This is a genomic window from Brachybacterium sp. ACRRE (assembly GCF_022346485.1).
Classification (GTDB): Bacteria; Actinomycetota; Actinomycetes; order Actinomycetales; family Dermabacteraceae; genus Brachybacterium; species Brachybacterium halotolerans.
Window position 1 is genome coordinate 1 of the sequence record NZ_JAKRMO010000003.1, and the last position, 16766, is coordinate 16766.

Here is a 16766-nt window from a genome sequence, read left to right on the forward strand (position 1 = left end):
CCCCACTCCCCCGTCGTCCACACCCTGCGTATGCCTGTCCGGAATGTCCCACCCTCGTGATGTGCTGAGGTCTGGTCGTCCCGCGGGGACTGCGTGGTTCCCGGTCGGGACGGCGATCGACGGACGGCGACGAGGGGGTCGTGATGAGCACGGTGACGGAGGGACCGCCCGCGGCGAGCAGCGCGGAGAGGGGCGGGAGCGGTGGCACGGTGCCGCCCGAGGACGGCCCCCGCCTGCTCGACGACGCGGAGGCCGAGGAGCTCGCGACCCGGATCCAGGCGCATGCCGCGCACGTCGCGGAGGCCGAGTGCGCGCTGCTGGACCTCATCGGCGAGTTCGACGCGGGCGAGGGGACCCGCTGGTACGTGGGCGTGAAGTCGCTCGCGCACTGGCTGGGTTGGACGTGCTCGATGACGCCCGGCACCGCCCGCGAGCACGTGCGGGTCGCCCGGGCGCTGCGCGGGATGCCGCTGACCCACGAGGAGTTCGCCCGGGGCCGCCTGTCCTTCTCCAAGGTGCGGGAGATGACCCGCGTGGCGGGCCTCGTCGACGAGGAGACACTGGTGCTGATCGCGCGGGAGATGACGGCCGCGCAGCTCGCCTCTGCGCTGCGCGCATACCGGGCCGCGGAGGGCACGCGGATCCCGCAGGAAGCCCGCCGCGAGGCCTCGTGGCGGATGCGGGAGGACGGGATGATCGAGGTCCGCGCGGTCCTGCCCGCCGAGGTGGGCGCGGAGGTCGCCGCGGCGCTCGACCTCGCGACGCAGCGCGAGCAGGACGCAGGCGACGTTCCCGCGGACGCCGAACAGGATGTCCCGCCGATCATCGAGCAGACCCGGGCCGACGCCCTCGTCGACATGGCCCGCGCCTACCTCGACACGACGCCCGCCGACCGCAGCGGCGAGGACCGGCATCTCGTCGTCGTCCATGCGACACCGGACATGCTGGTGTCCGGGGAACCTCGGGGATCGGAACGGCACGAGGGGTCCGTGGCAGCACACCGCTCGGAACCCACACGGGATCTGACAGACCTGGCAGTCGGTGACGTTCCCGCGGGAACGCCTGCGACAGACGCCGGTACGCATTCAGCCACCCGCCCCGATGCGTCCGCCGCGTCCCCTCCCCTCCGGAACCGCTGCGAGATCGTGGGTGCGGGACCCCTCGAGGCCGCCACGGCGCAGCGGCTTGCCTGCACAGGGCTGATCGCGCTGCTGGTCACCGATGAGAACGGCGAGATCCTGCACCTGGGACGCACTCGCCGTCTCGCATCCCGCGCACAGCGCCGCGCCCTGCGCGTCGCCCAGCGCACGTGCGGCTTCCCGGGCTGCCATCAGACGAGGCACCTCGACGCCCACCACCTCGCGCCCTGGTCGAGCGGCGGCGGCACGGACATCGAGAACCTCGTGCTGCTGTGCCGGCGCCATCACGTGCTCGTCCACGAGGGCGGGCTGACGATCCGGCCGACGCGATCATCGGCGCCGCATGCGCCGGCCGACGGTCCGCGCTTCGACGTGCTCGACTCCACGGGCGCGCCCGTCCAGACGTACTGGCCGCACGTGCTCGAGCAGGCGGTCATCGTCCCGCTGGAGCCGGAGCACCCTCTCGTGCGGGACGGCGAGAGCGGTCCGCGCTACCAGTGGGGCGAGGGGGACACGAGGATCGCGCCGACGACCGCCGGCTTCGCATTCCGTCTGCGTGACGTCGTCGATGCGCTGTACGGGTCCGACCCCGACCCCGACCCCGACGAGTGAGCGGCTCTCAGGCGACGGACTCGCTCGCCGACCCCGAATCCTTCTCCGTCTCCGTCTTCTTCTCCTGCGCGTCCTGCGCCCTCACGGGAGCGGGGTTCGCGGCGAAGGTCCTCTCCCAGGCCTCGAAGGAGGTGAGCTCCGCGGCGGCCCGACGGTACTGACGACGCAGATCGTTCCAGTGACGGTAGAGGTCCGCATGGGTGCGCAGGCTGCGGGTGAGCATCTCCCGCACGTGATCGGGCCGGCGCTTGTACCAGGCGAGCTTCGTGCCGTCGGCGTTGGAGACCACGGCGCTGTCGTAGTGGCTGAGCGTCCACCACTTCGCATCCAGGTGCGGGATCTCTGCCTGCGGGTGCAGCCGCGAGGTCTCTCGCGGCGGAGCGAACATCTGCCGGGCCATCGTGCGCGCGGCCCACAGCGGCAGCCGGGAGCGGCGCGGCGGCGCGAATCCGCGGCCCTTGCGCGGGGGCTTGGCCATGCGCACGGCCGGGAACTGCTGGGCGTCGGTGAGCGTCGCGGAATCGTCGTACTGCTTGGCCATCGCGCGCAGCTCGGGCAGCTTGGTCCCGATCTGGTCGTGCAGGCCGTCGGGCCCGCGCAGCACGTCCTCCTGTGCCATCAGCCGCGCGGACTCGGTGTAGTACTGCATGGAGATCATGTGCTTGAAGTCGATGCTCTGCGACTCGGTGATCACATGGCCGCCGCGCTCGTAGACCGAGTGCAGGAGCGCGGTGATGATGCGGTTGCGCTCGTGGAAGTAGACCTGCCAGTCCAGGGCATCGCTCTTGTCGGTCCAGGTGATGTGCCAGACCGCGGCGCCGGGCAGGGACACCGTCGGGTAGCCGGCGGCCTTCGCGCGGAGCCCGTACTCGGCGTCGTCCCACTTGATGAACACGGGCAGGCTGAGGCCGATCGCGCGCACGGTCTCGGTGGGGATCAGGCAGGTCCACCAGCCGTTGTAGTCGACGTCGGCGCGGCGGTGCAGCCACGGCGTCGAGCGCAGCGGCTCGAAGCCGAAGTCGTGGCCGAGGCGTCCGCCGGGGCTGACCACGCGCGGCTGGATCGCCCACGGGTCGACGCCCTCGCCGAAGGCGTGCAGCACCGAGCGGTTGTTGAGGTCGAACATGTGCGCGCCCACGAGCATGGGCGTGGTCGTGAAGTCCGCGAAGGTCAGCATGCGCAGCAGCGACTCGGGCTCGATGTCGATGTCGTCGTCGCAGTTGATGACGTAGGTCGAGCGCCCGTTGGTCGCCGCCTCGTACATGCCGCGCGAGAAACCGCCGGAGCCGCCGATGTTGCCCTGCTCGATGATCTGCAGCTGCTCGCCCATCGCCGCCTGCAGCGGCGCGAGCTCCTCGTGGTCGCTGAGACGGTCGGACCCCTGGTCGACGACGTACATGGCGTCCAGCCGCTCGCGCAGGTCGTCGTCGCGGCTGATCAGGCCGATGTTGTCCAGGCAGTAGGACACCTTGTTCATCGTGGTCATGCCGATGGAGAAGGTGCCTTCGGTGCGGGCGAGGTCGGCGTCGGCAGTCCACTGGGCGTTCACGACGGCGACGGGGTCCGCCCCCGCGATCACGTCGAACCAGTACCAGCCGCCGTCGCCGAAGGCCGTCAGCGGGAGCTCGAAGACCGACTCCGTGTTCTCGCGCACCGTGCGGAACTCGTGGCGCTGGATCGCCCCGCGGGCGTTCGAGCGGTAGACGATGACCTGACCGCTGCCGGAGGTGCTCACCGTGAGCCGCACGGAGCGCACGGGCGTCCAACGCCGCCAGTAGCCGGCGGGGAAGGCGTTGAAGTACGTGCCGAAGGAGCGCACCGAGTGCGGGCCGACCTCGATGCTGTGGCGCGCGCTGAGCTCGTCGACGTCCGTGGTCGGGTTCTCCGCGCTGGGGGCGGCGGCCTCGTGGGTCTCCTCCTCCTCGCCGCCGAGGCCGAACGAGGCCGTCGAGATGCCCGAGCGGGCCGTGTGGGACTCGACGTAGAGGGGCACGATGTCCGGCGTCGGCACGAGCGGCATGATGAGCCGCTGGATCACGCGCTGCGGGGTCGACGGGGTGTTCGCGGCGTCGGCCTCCTCCGCGGAGGAGGGCATGGCTGTCGCAGGGGTGCTGGTGATGCTCACTGTGGGGGTCCTCCCGGCCGGCCCCTCAGGGGCGCGGCTGATCGTTCACTGGCGCAGCAGGTCGGCCAGCTTGTTGTCCACGAGGCTCAGGGCAGAGCCGATCGCCATGTGCATGTCGAGGTACTTGTAGGTGCCCAGGCGGCCGCCGAACAGGGTGCCCGGCTCGGCGTCCGCCATCTCCCGGTAGGCCAGCAGGGTCTCGCGGTCCGTCCCCGAGTTCACGGGGTAGTACGGCTCGTCCTCGCGCGCCGCGAAGCGGGAGTACTCGCGCTGGATGACGGTGCGGTCCGCGGGGTAGTCGCGCTCGGGGTGGAAGTGGCGCGGCTCGATGATGCGGGTGAAGGGGATGTCCGCGTCGGCGTAGTTCATGACCGACGTGCCCTGGAAGTCGCCCGTGCTCTCGAGGTGCTCGGTCTCCAGGTCGATGGTGCGCCACTTGAGGTCGCCCAGCTCGTAGTCGAAGTAGCGGTCGACGGGCCCCGTGTAGATCACCGGGAGCTGCCCGCGCACGGCGTCGCGGTGGTACTCCTGCGTGGTGTCGAAGTAGTCCGTGCCCAGCCGCACCTCGATGTTGGGGTGGTCGGCCATGCGCTCGAGCCAGGCCGTGTACCCCTGGGCCGGCAGGCCCTCGTGGGTGTCGTTGAAGTAGCGGTTGTCGTAGGTGTAGCGGACGGGCAGGCGGGAGATGATCCCCGCCGGCAGGTCCTTGGGGTCCGTCTGCCACTGCTTGCCGGTGTAGTTCTTGATGAACGCCTCGTAGAGGGGCCGGCCGATGAGCGAGATCCCCTTCTCGTCGAGGTTCTCGGGGTCGGTGCCCGCGAGCTCGCCGGCCTGCTCGGCGATCAGCGCCCGCGCCTCGTCGGGCGAGTAGGAGGCGCCGAAGAACTGGTTGATCGTGCCCAGATTGATCGGCAGCGGGTAGACCACGCCCTTGTGGTTCGTATAGACCTTGTGGACGTAGCCGGTGAACTCCGTGAAGCGGTTGACGTACTCCCACACGCGCTCGTTCGAGGTGTGGAAGAGGTGCGCCCCGTACTTGTGGATCTCGATCCCGGTGGTCTCGTCGACCTCCGAGTAGGCGTTGCCGCCGATGTGGTCGCGGCGGTCGATGATGACGACCTTCGCGCCGTGCTCGACGGCTGCGCGCTCGGCGACCGTCAGTCCGAAGAGGCCGGAGCCGACGATCAGCAGGTCAGGAGACGCCACGGGGATACCTTTCGACGGGTGCTCGATCGCGACCACCCTAGCCCAGCGCTGCGGCGCGTCCGCGCACTTCAGAGCCCTGATCAGGGCATGGCGTGCATGCTCCACCGGACGCTCACGGAGGCGTCACCGCCCGGCCGATCCGATGTCACCGGGTGTTCACCCGGCGTCGGGCCGGGCGAGGCCCAGGTCACGTCAGCGCATGCGCTCCACGAGCAGGCGGTACCCCAGACGGCGCATCCAGCCGGGCGCGAAGCGGTAGGCCCCGCGGCGCGCGAGGTTCGTCGCCGCCCCGATGGGCGTGGTGATGCCGTCGCGCAGGAAGGCGCGCTGCAGGCGCAGATCCGAGCGGAACATGCGGGCGCCGCCGCGGCGGGCGAAGAGGTCCTCGTCGACCCGGTAGTCCACGAGCACCTCGGGGAGGTTCGCGCTGCGCGCGCCGCCCAGCAGCATGCGCTCCCACAGCCAATAGTCCTCGAGGTGGTCGAGCTCGAGGTAGCCGCCGACGGCGAGCGCGGCGTCGCGGCGCATCATCACCGCCGGGTGCTGGAAGGGGCTGTGGCGCGGGAGGTAGGCGAGGATCTCGGCGTGCGTCAGCGGCCGCGTGCGCAGAGGGCCGGTGCCGACGGGCACCGCGTCGGAGAACTCCTGGAGGGTGCCGCTGATCAGGTCGAGGCCGCCTTCCTGCATCGCGCCGACCTGCAGGGCGAGGCGCTCGGGGCGGCAGAGGTCGTCGGCGTCGGCGCGGGCCACGAGCGCCGTGGCCGCGGCCTCGAGGCCGCGCTGGAGGGTGAGGGCGAGGCCCTGGTGGGCCTCGGCGCGCAGCACCCGGGCGGGACCGTGCTCGCCGGACTCGATCGCGGCGACGACGGCGTCGAGCTCGGGGGTCAGCGGCCCGTCGATGCTCAGCAGCAGCTCGGCCGGCGCGAGGGTCTGCTGCGCGGTCGCGGAGGCGACGGCCGCCGCGAAGCGATCGGCCCTGTCGCCGCGCCAGACGGGCATGAGCACGGTGACGTCACGGGCGACGGGCCGGTCCGACGGGACGGGGCCGTCCGACGGGACGGGGCGGTCCGACGGGGTGGTCGCGCTCATCGCCCGGCGGACCGCTCGACGCGGGCGATCGAGGACGCCGCCCCGGGGTCCTGGTCGAGGACCTGTGCGCCGGGCCGGGGGCCTCCGCGCAGGGCGTCGCGCAGACCGCGGGCGCCGACGCGCGCGAGCTCGGGATGGCGCACGAGCTGGCGCAGCCATCCGCGCACGGTGCTCCCGCCGTACATCGCGCGCTCCCAGAAGGTGAACGACCGCGTGCGGGTGAGCGCCCACAGGCGGTTGCGGACGTCGAAGTAGAAGCGGTCGCCCGGGGAGGCCTGCGCGTTGGCGAAGACCTTCGTGCGGTGCTCGACGACGGAGGCGGGGACGTGGATGCCGCGCCCGCGGCGCAGCAAGCGGCCGGTGTGCTCGAAGTCGTCGGACCAGATGAAGTAGTCCGCGTGCGGGAGGCCCAGGCGGCGCACGTCCTCGGCCCGCAGCAGCACCGAGACGTAGCTCGCGGTGCGGATCGGGTACCCGCCGGCGGCCTGTGCATCGGCCCGCTCCTGCGCGCTCGCGCCCACGCGCAGGCGCGGCAGGTTCATGGGGTGGGCACGGCCGTCGGTCCATACGGCCCGGGAGCTCAGCACGGACAGACGCGCGGGAGAGGCGTCGATCGCGTCCGTGAGGGCGGCCAGGGCGCCCGGCCGCGGGATGGTGTCGTCGTCCATGAGCCACACCCAGTCGGCGCGGTGCTGCTCGAGCGCGCGGGCGATGCCGGTCGCGAAGCCGCCGGCGCCGCCGACGTTCTCGTGCAGGTGCACCACGTCGGCCCCGATCGGGTGGGCGTCGGCCACGCTCCCCGAGGCGTCGGTCGAGGCGTTGTCCACGACCACGACCGCATCGGGCCGACGGTCCTGCGCCGCGAGCGCATCGAGGCAGGACTCGAGCAGCTCGGCGCGGTTGTACGTGACGACGACCGCGACGACTCTCACACCGCTGCTCGCGGCGTCTCGCGTGATGGGGGCGTCCTGCACGGGGTCTCCTCCGGGTCTGCGGGCGAAGGGCAGGTCACGGCGGCGCCTCCGCGTGCGTCGAAGTCTACGGAGAGCGCCCCGTGTTCACCCAGCCGTCCGGGCGCGCGCCACGAACACGTCACGTCCGCGCCGCGCAGCCGCTGGGCGCTCGGAGATCCCGGGGCTAGTCTGTCGGGCACGCGCGCCGACCCCGCTTCCCCCTCGTCGGCGCACACGACGGAAGGATCCTGCCCGTGGACGACCGGGACGAACGCTCGGCACGCCCCTCCGACCAGGAGGACCCGTTCGAGGACACCCCTCGCGCTGATCCCGCCCGCGGCGGCGCGCGCCCTCGCGCACCACGACCCGGCGCACCGCGCCGGCCCACCCCGCGCTCGCGGGCCCGCGCCGGCAGCAGCGTCCAGGCCGTCGGCCCCGCCTCGGGCGCACGCGCCCGACAGCCCGAGCAGCCCACGCGAGCCCTCCCCGTGAGCGAGAGGGCACCGCAGGGCCCCTCCGCGCAGCAGGGCTCCTCCCCCGTCTCCCCGTCCCGTCCGTCCTCCCGCCAGGCCGCCCCGGTGCATCACCACGAGGGCGCCGGCTCCGCGGGCGGCGGCGCGTCCGTCCCGCCCCCGGGCCCTCAGGGACCGGACCAGCCCGGCGGACCGCAGCGGCCCGGAGGCGCCCGTCGGCGCTCCCGCATCCCGCGGCCGATGCGGCTGGGCATGACCCTCGTCGCCCTGCTGCTGGTAATCGTGCTGGGCTGGGGCGCCGGACTCGCCCTCTGGGCGAACTCGCGGATCGAGCACGTCGACGCGCTCTCGGGCGCGGCGGACACGCCCGGCACGACGTACCTCATCGCGGGCTCGGACGCCCGCGGCGGCAAGAGCGTCGCCGATGACGGCACCGAGGGCGGGCGCGCCGACACGATGATGCTCCTGCACCGCGCCGCCAACGGGAAGTCGTACCTGGTCTCCCTGCCGCGCGACACCCTCGTGGACATCCCCGGGCACGGGAAGTACAAGCTCAACGCCGCCTACTCCTTCGGCGGGCCGAAGCTCATGGTCAAGACCGTGGAGGAGTTCACGGGGATGACCATCGACCACTACGTCGAGGTGGGCTTCGACGGCGTCACGGACACCGTGGACGCCGTGGGGCACGTGAACCTGTGCATCGACAAGGACGTGGACGACAAGAAGTCCGGGCTGAAGATGACCAAGGGCTGCCACGACGTCGGCGGGGAGCAGGCGCTAGCCTATGTGCGCGCCCGCTACTTCGACCCCACGGCCGACATCGGCCGCCAGGCCCGCCAGCAGCAGTTCGTCGCCGCCCTCATGGACCGCGTGACCTCGCCGGCGGTGCTGCTGAACCCCTTCGCGCAGGCGAAGCTCGCCGGCGCCGGCTCGGGCGCCCTGCTGACCGACGACCACACGGGCCTCGTGGACCTGGGACGGGCGGGGCTGGCCATGCGCCGCTCGATGAAGGACGGCACCAACCTGTCGATCCCGATCGTCACCGAGAACTACCAGACCAACAACTCGGGCGTCGCGATCCTCACCGACGAGACCGAGACGAAGCAGTTCTTCTCCTCGATCGAGGACGGCACCGCGACCGCGAAGTCCGGGGACTGAGCGAGGCTCAGCGGAAGAGCATGTCGATGACGATGTTCACCGAGTTGAGCATCGACTGGCCCTTCTGCTTCGAGTAGTCGGTGTAGAGGATGTGCACCGGGTGCTCGCGCACGGTCAGGCGCAGCCTCCCGATCTCCTCGACGATCTCGGAGGCGTGCGCCATCCGGTTCTGCTCGATGGTGATCCGGCGGCACGCGCCCCGGCCGATCACGCGCAGACCGTTGTGGGCGTCGGTGAGCTTCACCCCGGTGGTGAGGTTCGTGTAGCGCACGGCCGCGCGCAGCACGAGGCGCTTGAGCAGGCCCGGGCGCGTGCGCTGGTCGAGGAAGCGCGACCCCAGCACGAGGTCCACGTCCTCGCGCTCGCGCAGGCCGATCATCGCCGACGCGTCGTCGACCTGGTGCTGGCCGTCGGCGTCGAAGGTCACGACCTGGCGCATCGCGGGATCGCGCAGCGCATAGTCGATGCCGGTCTTCAGGGCGGCGCCCTGGCCCATGTTGAAGGGGTGACGCACCACGGCCGCCCCGGCCTCGGCCGCGATCTCCGCGGAGCCGTCGCGGCTGCCGTCGTCCACGCACACCACGAGCGGATAGCGGCGGCGCAGCTCGGTGACGACGTCGCCGATGACCTGGGCCTCGTTGAACAGGGGGATGACGAACCACGTCGAGGTGACGCCCGGGTCCGCCTGCTCGACGGTCCCGTCGGGGGACTCGCTCATCCACTTCCTCCCGGGACGACGTCCGCGCTGGGTGCGCTCAGGCCCAGGACGATACCCTGTCCACCGGGGACGATCCCGCGCTCGCACGCCGGGCGCGCCCCGCCCAGACAGCACGTCACATCCACGCGCCCGCGCGCGGGAGGAAGCAGGTACCGGTGAACACAGCCGTCGTCGCACTCGGGAAGATCGGGCTGCCGCTCGCCGTCCAGTTCGCCGAGGCCGGGAGCCAGGTGGTCGGCGTCGACGTGAACCCGCGCCAGGTCGAGGCGATCAACGAGTCCCGCGAGCCCTTCCCCGGCGAGGCCCATCTCGCCGAGAAGCTCGCCGAGCTCGTCCCCTCCGGGCGCCTGCGCGCGACCACCGACTACGCCGAGGCGATCCCCCAGGCCGACACCGTGGTGCTCGTGGTCCCGCTGTTCGTGGACGAGGAGACCTCCGAGCCGGACTTCGGCTGGATGGACGAGGCGACCCGCTCCCTGGCCCAGCACCTCACCGCGGGCACGACGGTCATCTACGAGACGACCCTGCCGGTGGGGACGCTGCGCGGCCGCTTCACCCCGATGATCGAGGAGATCTCCGGTCTCACCCAGGGCGAGGACTTCTTCATGGTCTTCTCCCCCGAGCGCGTGCTCACCGGGCGCGTGTTCGCGGACCTGCGCAAGTACCCGAAGCTGATCGGCGCGATCGACGACGAAGGCACCCGGCGCGCGCGGGAGTTCTACGAGTCGGTGCTCACCTTCGACGAGCGCCCCGACCTCGCACGCCCCAACGGCGTGTGGGACCTGGGCTCCCCCGAGGCAGCAGAGCTCGCGAAGCTCGCCGAGACCACCTACCGCGACGTGAACATCGCTCTGGCCAACGAGTTCGCCCTGTTCGCGCAGGACAACGGCATCGACGTCTACAAGGTGATCGAGGCCTCCAACTCCCAGCCGTACTCGCACATCCACCAGCCCGGCATCGCCGTGGGCGGGCACTGCATCCCCGTCTACCCGCGCCTGTACCTCTCGACCGATCCGCACGCCGAGACCGTGCGCACGGCCCGTGCCCTGAACGCCTCCGTGCCGGCGCGCCTCGTGCAGCGCGCGGAGGAGCTGCTCGGATCGCTCGCGGGTCTGCGGGCCGTGGTCCTCGGCGCGTCCTACCGGGCGGGCGTCAAGGAGACCGCGTTCTCGGGCGTCTTCCCGGTCGTCGCGGAGCTCCAGCGCCGCGGCGCGCAGGTGAGCGTGCAGGACCCGTTCTACTCCGACGAGGAGCTCTCCTCCTTCGGCTGGGCCGCCTGGCACCGGGGCGAGGACGCCGACCTGGTGATCGTCCAGACCAACCACCCGGAGTACCGGGAGCTCGGCGCGGGCGACGTCCCGGGCGTCCGCCTCGTCGTCGACGGCCGCGACATCACCACCGCCGAGAACTGGCAGGGCGTGCCCCGCCTCGTCCTCGGCGACGGGTCGGCCTCGACCCACGACGCGCCCTCCGACAGGGGCTGACGTGGTGGGCGCGATGGGGTCGACGCTCGTCATCCAGATCCTGCTGATCCTCGGGATCCTGGGGATCACGTTCTGGCTGTTCCGCACGCGCGGGGCCCGGCAGCTCGCCGTGCGGCGACTGCTGATCCTCGGCTTCGCGCTGTTCGCCGTCGCCGCCGTCGTCTCCCCCCGCCTGCTCACCCGCGTCGCCCACCTGGTGGGCGTAGGCCGCGGCGCCGACCTGCTGCTGTACGCGACCGTGATCGTCCTGCTGGGCGTCATCGCCCTGCAGGAGGTCCGCGCGAAGAACGAGGAGAAGCGCATCACCCACCTCGCCCGCCGGATCGCCCTGGACGAGGCCGAGCAGCCCGCCGCCTACCGCGAGCGCACGCAGGGCGGCGCATGACCGACCTGCTGCTCCTGGTGGTCGCGGGGATCGTGGTCCTCGCCGCAGCCGTCGTCCCCGGGTTCCTCGCCGTGCGCGTCCTCGGCGGCGGGCGTCTGCTCGCCCTCGCGCTCGCCCCCGCCCTGGGCTCCGCGATCGCGGGCGTGGGGGCGGTGATCGCAGGGAAGGCCGGCGTGCCCTGGTCGCTCGCGACCTTCGGGGTGCTCTCCGCGCTCATGATCGCGATCGGGCTGCTCGCCCGCCGCGCGGGCCTGCGCCTGCCGGCGACCGTGCTCGACGGGCGCCCTGTCGTCGAGGGCTCCGACGGGGCCGACGCCTCCGACGGGCCCGCTCCCCGTCGCCGCGTCCCGGGAGGCCCCTGGTGGATCCTCGGTGCGGCGCTCGTCGCGATCGTCCCGATCGCGTACGCGGCGGGAGGGGCCGACCGGGTGCTCGAGCGCTGGGACACCCTCTACCATCTCTCCGCCCTCGAGCGGATCCGCGAGACGGGCGATGCGTCGTCCCTGGTGATCGGCACGGTCGCGAGCACGACCGGGCAGCCGAACCCGTACCCCGGCGGCTTCCACGCGCTCGCCTCCCTGGTCCCCCTGGTGCCGATCCCGGTGCTGCTGAACGCCGCGTGCCTGGTGCTCGCCGTGGTGCCGTGGGTGAGCGGGCTGGCCCTGCTCGCCCGGGCCCTGTGGCCCGAGGTGAGCTGGGGGCCGTTCGCCGCGAGCGTCGTCGGGCTGCTCGCCCCCGCCGCGCCGTGGGACGAGTGGATCCATCTCTCGGCGATCCCGAACATGGTGGGCTTCGCGATGCTGCCCGGCGTGACCGCGGCGATCGTCGCTCTCTGGGGCGCCCTGCTGAAGGAGGCCTCCGGTGAGGGCCCGGGCGACGGTCCCGCCCCCGGCCACGGCATCCCCGGGCGGCCGGTGCCGCGGCATCTGGCCTCCGTGCTCGCGCTCGGCGGGGCGGGGCTGGGCCTTGCGCTCATGCACCCGAACGTCGCCGTCACGGCCCTGCTGCTGATCGCCGCGCTGAGCGCGGTGACCGCCCTCCCCCACGCCCGGCGCCGTCCCTGGCTGCTCGCCGTGCCGATCGCGGCGCTCGTGCCCGTCGGACTGCTCTCCTGGACTCCCCTCGCCGCGGTCGTCACCGACTTCGGCGGAGGGCTGAAGGTCTCGTGGTGGACGGGCCTGGGCGAGCTGCTGCTCGGCCTGCTCACGGTCTGGCCGATGGCGCTGGGCGTCATCCTCGCCCTGCTGTGGTGGCCGGGCCTCGTGGCGTCCTGGCGCAGCCCGCAGCGCTGGCTCGTGATCGCCTGGATCGTGATGGGCGTGCTCTACTTCGACTCCGCGATCGACTCGCCGCTGAACCTCTCGACCCTCTACTACCGCGGCCAGGACCGCCTCTCGATGCCGGTCACGATGCTCACGAGCGTTCTCGTGATCCCCGGCCTCCGCGCCTGGTCCCGGGTGATCGCGCCGCACGGCGAGAGGATCCCGCGCTGGGGCGCCGCCGTGCTGACACTCCTGGCAGTGGTCGCGGCCGCGAGCTCCGTGCCCACCCGGATCGACAATGCCCAGATGAACCTGGCCTGGACCTACGAGGGCCGCGGCCGCTTCCTCCAGCAGGACGAGGTCGAGGCCTGGGCGAAGGCCGCTCCGGAGATGGACACGAGCAGGAAGGTCCTCGCGAGCCCGTTCTCCGGTGCCTCCCACATGTACGCGATCCACGGACAGCAGGTGTACTTCCCCGTCGCCGGCATGGCCCTGACCTCGCAGGACAGGGCGCTGCTCTACGCCATCTCCGGGTCGAACGGCCCCGTGCCGCTCGCCGAGCAGTGCCAGATGCTCGAGGACGCGAACGTCGGGTACATCTACAAGGAGTACACCACCTACTCGTGGTCCTCCACGTTCGACCTGGTCAACCGCGCCTCCCAGGACCTCGGCACCACCGTGTTCACGACCGACCACTCGCAGCTGATCCGCGTCGACTGCGACTCCGGCACCTGAGAGGACCGCGCTCTCCCGGCATGACCTCCTCCGCCCCCTCGCCGGCGCCGCCCGCCCCGGCGCGCGAGTACCTGCCCCTCCTCGACGTCCTGAGGATCACCGCGATCCTCGGCGTCGTGCTGGTGCACGTGGTGGGAGGCGGCGTCGAGGCCGGGACCGTCGGGGTCGGCGTGACGGCGCTCGACATGGCGGCCTCCGCCGCCGTCCCCGTCTTCCTCATGATGACCGGCGCCCTGAACCTGCATCCGGCCGCCCACCGGCACGGCCCGGGCGCCTTCTGGCGGCGGCGCGCGGTGCGCGTGGTGCCCGCGCTCGTGGTGTGGTCGGCCGTCTACATGCTGCTCATCGACCCGCTCGCGGGGGCCGACATCTCGCCCGGCATCGCGCTCGACGAGATCATCACCGGCAGGACGGCGGTCCACCTGTACTTCCTCTGGGCGGTCCTCGGCCTCTACGCGATCGCGCCCGTGATCGCGGCGTTCCTGCACGAGCACGCGGCGCGCGAGGGCCGACGGGCCTGGTGGTCGGGCATCCTCGCCTGCGGCTGGACCGCGCTCGCCTTCGCCGTGCCCTTCCTCACCGCCGGGCCGACGGCGGGCGGGGCCCTCGACGGGCTCTCGCCGCACCGCCCGCTCGAGGCGGGCGCCCTCACCTACGGCCTCGCCTTCACGGGCTATTTCCTGATCGGGCGGGCGGCCGTGGTCGCCCTGCCGAGCCGGCGCACGGGGACATGGCTGCTCGCGCTGACCCCCGTGTGCGTCCTCGCGCTCACGGCCGTCTACGAGGCGGACCGGGGCGGGGCGGGCGCCGGGACGGGATCCCTGGCCGACGCGGGGATCGCGGTGCTCGGATCCGGCTACACCTCGCCCCTGGTCATGGCCTATGCGACCGCCCTGTTCGCGGGCATGACCGCGCTCGCGCTGCGGTGGCGGGTCGGACCGCGTGCCCAGCACGTGCTGCGCACGCTCGGGGACGCGACCTTCGGGGTGTTCCTCGCGCACTTCGCGATCCTCGTGCTGCTGCGGCAGCTGCCGTGGATGGGCGACGGGAACGAGCTGTGGCAGATGGCGGTCGCGTACGTGGTCGTGGTGCCGGTGTCCTTCGCGATCTCCCTGCTCGCGCAGAGGATCCCCGCGGTGCGCCTGGTGTTCTGAGCGGCCGGTTCTGAGCAGCCGGTCCTGAGCGGCGGGTCCTAGCGCACCGCCTCGAGGACCGCCTCGGCGGCACGCTCGGCGGCGCCCTGCAGGGAGGCGTTCTCCAGGGTCCAGGAGCGCAGGTGCTCCGGCGTCGGCCGGTCCTCGCCGGCGAGCGCGGAGAGCATCGAGGCGGCGACGGCGGCGGGGTCGTAGGCGCTCGCCCAGCCCAGCTGCGCATCGCGCACCCGCTCGAAGGCCGCGCCCTCCCCCGCGTGGATCACGGGCGTGCCCGAGGCGGTGGCCGCGTAGATCTTCGTGGGCAGGGCGAACTCGTAGCCCAGGCCCGGGGTGATCGAGCTCAGCCCGGCGACCGCGCCGCGCAGCACGCGCGACATGTCCGCAGGGGCGAGGCGGCCCCGGAACTCGACGCCCTCGATGCCCTCATCGGCCACCTTCTGCGCGAGCGCCTCCTTGCCGCTGCCCTCGCTGAAGAACAGCAGGCGGGCGTCGGGCCGCTCGGCGCGCACGCGCGCGAAGGCCTCGACGAAGACGTCGGCGCCCTGCCACTCGGAGACGGTCCCGCCGTAGACGAAGTACGGGCCCTGCGAGGTCTCCTCGGCGGGCTGCGGCCCGTCGGGCGTGAAGGTGTCCGTGTCGATGCCGTTGCCGACCATCGTGAGCGAGGGGCGACGGCCGATGAGTGCGGCGACCCGGTCGTCGACCCCCGGGGAGATCGTGAGGACCTTCGCGGCGCGCTTCCAGCTGGTGGTCTCCATGAGCCGCACCGCCGCGCGGATCGGGGCGGGGACGCCATCCACGCTCTCGGTCGCATCCGACCAGACGTCGGCCGCATAGAAGACCGTCGGGACCCGGCGCAGCACGCCGAGCACGGTCGCGACCAGCCCCGTCGTGGGCGGCGGCTCGGCGATGATCACGTCCGGCCGCCGCCGCAGCAGGAGGCGCAGGGCCAGCGGCACGTCGAAGCTCATGTAGCAGAGGTAGCCGCGCACCTGCTGCTGGTGGTCGCGCTTGACCGGGAAGCGCGAGACATGGCGCACCCTGTCCGTCCCGGTGACGCCGCGCGGGGGCCGGGTGGTGAGGACCGTGACCTCGGCGCCCGCCTCCTCGAGGGCCCGCACGAGCGCCTCCTCGCGGAAGGCCGCGGCGACGGCCTCGGGGGTGAAGACGCGGGTCGCGAGGACGATGCGGGGCGGCCGGCTCATCGGGTGCGCTCGCGCAGGGCGTCGACGACGCGCTCGGCGGCGTGCCCGTCGCCGTAGTGGTCGGGGCGCTCGGCCGCGGGCCGGGGTCGCTCGAGGGCCCGTGCGAGGCCCGCCGGGTCGGGGACGAGCTGGTTCCAGCCGTCCTCGAGGGTCTCGACCCATTCGGTCTCGGTGCGCACCGTGACGCACGGGGTGCCCAGCAGGTACGCCTCCTTCTGGAGGCCGCCGGAGTCGGTGACCACGGCGCGGGCGCGGGAGACGGCGGCCACGAGGTCGGGGTACGCGAGCGGATCGCCCACGTGCACGCTGCCGCCCTCGAGCGGGAGACCCGCCTCACGGGCCTTCGCCACCAGGCGGGGGTGGGCGAGGAGGGCGATCGGCAGGGGCGCGGCCTGAAGGGCGCCGAGGACGGCCGCGAGGCGTTCGGGGTCGTCGGTGTTGTCGGCCCGGTGGATGGTGGCGACCGCGAAACCTTCCGCGGGGTCGATGCCCGCGGGAAGGTGCAGCGGCTGGTCGGCGACGGAGGCGGCAACCCGCAGGCAGACGTCGGTCATCACGTCCCCGACCACGAGGGTGCGGGAGCCCAGGCCCTCGCCCTCGAGGTGCTCGCGGGCGACCTCGGTGGGCGCCAGCAGCAGATCGGCCGCATGGTCGGTGAGCACGCGGTTGTGCTCCTCGGGCATGCGGCGGTTGAAGGAGCGCAGGCCGGCCTCGAGGTGCGCGACCCGCACGTGCATCTTCACCGCGGCGAGGGTGCCCGCGAGCGTCGAGTTGGTGTCGCCGTAGACGAGCACCCAGTCCGGCTGCTGCACCTCGAGGACCTCGTCCATCGCGGAGAGCATCGCGCCGGTCTGGCGGCCGTGGCTGCCCGAGCCCGCGCCCAGGTTCACGTCCGGCGCGGGGATGCGCAGGTCGGCGAAGAAGACGTCGCTCATGGCGGCGTCGTAGTGCTGCCCGGTGTGGACGATGACGTGCTGGACGTCGTCCCGCTGCGCGGCGGCGTCGGCGACCGCCGCGAGCTTCACGAACTGCGGGCGTGCGCCCACCACGGACAGGATCTTCATCGGG

The 16766-nt window shown here is 72.7% G+C and carries 13 protein-coding genes; 6 read left to right on the forward strand and 7 right to left on the reverse strand.

Annotated features, from left to right (window positions below):
• Nucleotides 1-143: 143 nt before the first annotated feature.
• Nucleotides 144-1751 (forward strand): HNH endonuclease signature motif containing protein, encoded by a 1608-nt coding sequence (locus MHY49_RS01325; RefSeq protein WP_239201975.1) that lies wholly within the window; start codon nucleotides 144-146, stop codon nucleotides 1749-1751.
• A gap of 7 nt (nucleotides 1752-1758) precedes the next feature.
• Here MHY49_RS01325 and MHY49_RS01330 read toward each other — a convergent pair whose 3' ends face one another.
• The 4 genes from MHY49_RS01330 to MHY49_RS01345 form a co-directional block, all read right to left on the reverse strand.
• Nucleotides 1759-3876, reverse strand: a complete 2118-nt coding sequence (locus MHY49_RS01330) for a glycosyltransferase (protein ID WP_370645940.1) — start codon at nucleotides 3874-3876, stop codon at nucleotides 1759-1761.
• A gap of 45 nt (nucleotides 3877-3921) precedes the next feature.
• Nucleotides 3922-5082, reverse strand: a complete 1161-nt coding sequence (gene glf / locus MHY49_RS01335) for a UDP-galactopyranose mutase (protein WP_239201977.1) — start codon at nucleotides 5080-5082, stop codon at nucleotides 3922-3924.
• A gap of 192 nt (nucleotides 5083-5274) precedes the next feature.
• The gene (locus MHY49_RS01340; protein WP_239201979.1) at nucleotides 5275-6171 is read right to left on the reverse strand and encodes a glycosyltransferase; all 897 of its coding nucleotides are present in this window, start codon (nucleotides 6169-6171) and stop codon (nucleotides 5275-5277) included.
• On the reverse strand, nucleotides 6168-7145 hold the full coding sequence (locus tag MHY49_RS01345; RefSeq protein WP_239201981.1) for a glycosyltransferase: 978 nt from the start codon (nucleotides 7143-7145) through the stop codon (nucleotides 6168-6170). Before MHY49_RS01345 ends, MHY49_RS01340 begins: the two co-directional genes overlap by 4 nt.
• A gap of 233 nt (nucleotides 7146-7378) precedes the next feature.
• On the opposite strand from MHY49_RS01345, the gene MHY49_RS01350 reads away from it, so the two are divergent.
• Nucleotides 7379-8755 (forward strand): LCP family protein, encoded by a 1377-nt coding sequence (locus tag MHY49_RS01350; protein WP_239201983.1) that lies wholly within the window; start codon nucleotides 7379-7381, stop codon nucleotides 8753-8755.
• 7 nt (nucleotides 8756-8762) lie between these two features.
• Here the strand turns inward: MHY49_RS01350 and MHY49_RS01355 are convergent, their stop codons facing one another.
• Nucleotides 8763-9473: a glycosyltransferase family 2 protein gene (locus tag MHY49_RS01355; protein ID WP_239201985.1), complete on the reverse strand. Its 711-nt coding sequence runs from the start codon at nucleotides 9471-9473 to the stop codon at nucleotides 8763-8765.
• 155 nt (nucleotides 9474-9628) lie between these two features.
• Here MHY49_RS01355 and MHY49_RS01360 point away from each other — a divergent pair, with 155 nt between their 5' ends.
• The 4 genes from MHY49_RS01360 to MHY49_RS01375 are packed head-to-tail and all read left to right on the forward strand — an operon-like array spanning nucleotide 9629 to nucleotide 14493.
• Nucleotides 9629-10957 carry a nucleotide sugar dehydrogenase gene (locus MHY49_RS01360; RefSeq protein ID WP_239201987.1) on the forward strand — a complete coding sequence of 443 codons (1329 nt, stop codon included), beginning with the start codon at nucleotides 9629-9631 and terminating at the stop codon, nucleotides 10955-10957.
• A gap of 13 nt (nucleotides 10958-10970) precedes the next feature.
• On the forward strand, nucleotides 10971-11342 hold the full coding sequence (locus MHY49_RS01365) for a DUF2304 domain-containing protein (RefSeq protein ID WP_239201989.1): 372 nt from the start codon (nucleotides 10971-10973) through the stop codon (nucleotides 11340-11342).
• On the forward strand, nucleotides 11339-13339 hold the full coding sequence (locus tag MHY49_RS01370; protein ID WP_239201999.1) for a DUF6541 family protein: 2001 nt from the start codon (nucleotides 11339-11341) through the stop codon (nucleotides 13337-13339). Before MHY49_RS01365 ends, MHY49_RS01370 begins: the two co-directional genes overlap by 4 nt.
• A 20-nt stretch (nucleotides 13340-13359) precedes the next feature.
• Nucleotides 13360-14493, forward strand: coding sequence for an acyltransferase (locus MHY49_RS01375; protein ID WP_239202001.1), 1134 nt, complete (start codon nucleotides 13360-13362; stop codon nucleotides 14491-14493).
• 38 nt (nucleotides 14494-14531) lie between these two features.
• Here the strand turns inward: MHY49_RS01375 and MHY49_RS01380 are convergent, their stop codons facing one another.
• Both MHY49_RS01380 and wecB read right to left on the reverse strand, forming a co-directional pair.
• Nucleotides 14532-15698, reverse strand: a complete 1167-nt coding sequence (locus tag MHY49_RS01380) for a glycosyltransferase family 4 protein (RefSeq protein WP_239202003.1) — start codon at nucleotides 15696-15698, stop codon at nucleotides 14532-14534.
• A complete protein-coding gene (wecB, locus tag MHY49_RS01385) occupies nucleotides 15695-16762 on the reverse strand; it encodes a non-hydrolyzing UDP-N-acetylglucosamine 2-epimerase (protein WP_239202005.1) in 1068 nt (355 codons plus the stop codon). The genes MHY49_RS01380 and wecB overlap by 4 nt, the downstream gene beginning before the upstream one ends.
• Between the last annotated feature and the right edge of the window lie 4 nt (nucleotides 16763-16766).

Bases quoted from the DNA above. Each gene is read 5' to 3' on its own strand.
- MHY49_RS01365 (WP_239201989.1), top strand. From the start codon at position 10,971: ATGGGGTCGACGCTCGTCATCCAGATCCTGCTGATCCTCGGGATCCTG.
- MHY49_RS01375 (WP_239202001.1), top strand. From the start codon at position 13,360: ATGACCTCCTCCGCCCCCTCGCCGGCGCCGCCCGCCCCGGCGCGCGAG.
- wecB (WP_239202005.1), bottom strand. From the start codon at position 16,762: ATGAAGATCCTGTCCGTGGTGGGCGCACGCCCGCAGTTCGTGAAGCTC.
- MHY49_RS01370 (WP_239201999.1), top strand. From the start codon at position 11,339: ATGACCGACCTGCTGCTCCTGGTGGTCGCGGGGATCGTGGTCCTCGCC.
- MHY49_RS01355 (WP_239201985.1), bottom strand. From the start codon at position 9,473: ATGAGCGAGTCCCCCGACGGGACCGTCGAGCAGGCGGACCCGGGCGTC.
- MHY49_RS01380 (WP_239202003.1), bottom strand. From the start codon at position 15,698: ATGAGCCGGCCGCCCCGCATCGTCCTCGCGACCCGCGTCTTCACCCCC.
- MHY49_RS01340 (WP_239201979.1), bottom strand. From the start codon at position 6,171: ATGAGCGCGACCACCCCGTCGGACCGCCCCGTCCCGTCGGACGGCCCC.
- MHY49_RS01325 (WP_239201975.1), top strand. From the start codon at position 144: ATGAGCACGGTGACGGAGGGACCGCCCGCGGCGAGCAGCGCGGAGAGG.